General features: G+C 52.2%; 2 protein-coding genes. One reads left to right on the plus strand and one right to left on the minus strand.

Features of this window, described 5'->3' with window-relative positions; all coding sequences use genetic code 11:
• Window positions 1-99 precede the first annotated feature (99 nt).
• A complete protein-coding gene (gene tnpA / locus NW820_RS11955) occupies window positions 100-540 on the minus strand; it encodes an IS200/IS605 family transposase (RefSeq protein ID WP_414384118.1) in 441 nt (146 codons plus the stop codon).
• A gap of 323 nt (window positions 541-863) precedes the next feature.
• Here tnpA and NW820_RS11960 point away from each other — a divergent pair, with 323 nt between their 5' ends.
• Window positions 864-2,108: an RNA-guided endonuclease InsQ/TnpB family protein gene (locus NW820_RS11960; RefSeq protein ID WP_414407595.1), complete on the plus strand. Its 1,245-nt coding sequence runs from the start codon at window positions 864-866 to the stop codon at window positions 2,106-2,108.
• The last annotated feature ends 72 nt before the right edge of the window (window positions 2,109-2,180 follow it).

Here is a 2,180-nt window from a genome sequence, read left to right on the forward strand (position 1 = left end):
AACGCCAACGGCAACCCAATCAACAAAAACCCTCTGTCCCTAACACTTTTTTAGCTAAACCGCCGAGAAGCCCCGCCCTCTGTCCGCAAGACGTTCGCGCTAGCGGCGCGGAGCGCTTGGGTCGGGATGAGAGGCGGGAGTACCTTGGTTTTCAATGTACTGGCGCAATACCGAGACTGTTACCCCACCGCATGAAGCGATGAAATAAGACTCGTTCCATAGCACATTTTTTCGGTATATCTTGCTGATGTAGTCCGCAAACTCGCTTCTCATCCTGCGACTAGAGACGGATTTGATGTTGTTTACCAATTTGGACAGATCTATCTGCGGATAGTACTGGAACAGCAGATGAACATGGTCTGCCTCGCCGTTGAACTCAATAAGTTTACAGCCCCACTTTTGGCAGAGGTCATACATGAATCCATGTAATCGCTGCAGCATTTCGCCGGTAAATACCTTGCGACGGTACTTGGTGGTTAAGACCAAATGTGCCTTCAAATCAGATACAGCTCTGCCGCTGGAAACGAAATCATGCTTCATGGCTGGTGACATACTCCCGACTCCGACTGATGGCAGTACGGAGTGGGCTTCTCGCTTCATCAGGGAGCTTTCGCAAGAACCCTCCACGAGCAGACACGGAATATCCTACCGCGTAGTCGCACCAGATTCCGGCAAAAGCCGTTTTGTGCAACTGCTCCCATCATACACCGTGTAGAGGTATTTGTATCCCGACACTGACGCTACGAGTACATTGTGGAGCTTAGCTACCCTACACTCGACAAGCTAATCCTTACTGGCGCTATAATCCAAGCTAATCCTTACTGGCGCTATAATCAGTGTAGCGGTTTCTGAGCACGCTTAAGATGAGGACTGCCTATCAGTACCGTCTGCGGCCTACCCCCAGTCAAGTTGTTCTGATGGAGCAATGGCTGGAGCTGTTGCGCAAGCAGTACAACTATCGGTTGGCAGAGCGGTTTAACTGGTGGGAGCAAAACCGCTGTGATATAAACGCTTGCCCCTTAATCTGTCATTTGCCTGAGCTGAGAGACAGGCCTGATTTCTACTCCCAAAAACGGGACTTGGTGAATACCAAAGCAAGGTTCCCCGAATACCAAGCAATCCATTCGCAAGTCCTGCAAAACTGCATAGAGCGAGTGCATAAAGCATTCGACCGCTGGCTGAAAGGCGACCGTAACGGCAAGAGAGCAGGAAGGCCGAGATTCAAAGGGGCGGGCCGGTATCGTTCCTTCACCTTTCCCCAGATGAAGCAGGACTGCCTTCAGGGGAAGTTCATTCATCTGCCCAAAATCGGAGCAGTAAAACTGATTCAACACCGTCCTTTGCCTGACGGGTTTGTTATCAAGACTGCCACTATCACCCGTAAGGCTGATGGGTGGTATGTGACATTAAGCCTGCAAGATGCGTCTGTCCCTGAATTAACCCCCGATTCGCCAACATCAGAGAACACGATAGGGATCGACATGGGGCTGGACTCCTTTTTGGTGACCGATACAGGGGAGTCCGTCCCAGTGCCCCAGTATTACCGCCGCGCCCAAAAGCGGCTGGAGAGGCTGCAGCGGTCTTTATCCCGCAAGCAGAAAGGGTCAAACCGCCGTAAGAAAGCCTTGAGGCGAGTGGCCAAGGCGCACCTCAAGGTGGCCAATCAGCGTAAAGATTTCCACTACAAAGTAGCCAAGAAGCTGGTAAGCAAAGGGAAGCATATTGCGTATGAGGCGCTCAACACCGAAGGCATTGCTAGAACCCGACTAGCGAAGTCTATCTATGATGCAGGGTGGGGGCAATTCCTGCAAATTCTCGCAGTCAAGGCTGAAAGAGCTGGGCTGAGGGCGATTGCAGTGGATCCAAGCGGCACAAGCCAAAACTGTTCTCAGTGTGGTCAGAAAGTACCGAAAACCATTCGAGACAGATGGCACTCTTGCCCGCATTGTGGGCTAGAGCTGAGCCGAGACCACAACGCGGCGATAAACATCAAATACAGAGCGGTGGGGCATCCCGTTCTCAAAGCTCAGGAAATGTCCTTTACAGGAGTCACTGAGAAGCCCGCACTCTCTCGCTTTAGCGGCGCGGAGCGCTTTGCGTCAGCATGAGTGCGGGAGCATGTCACCAGCTTTGTTCTTCCAACTCCTGCATCTGCCGGCGGTATTCCCGCCCAAAGGCTT

The sequence above is a fragment of the Synechococcus sp. R55.7 genome (assembly GCF_047461955.1).
Classification (GTDB): Bacteria; Cyanobacteriota; Cyanobacteriia; order Thermostichales; family Thermostichaceae; genus Thermostichus.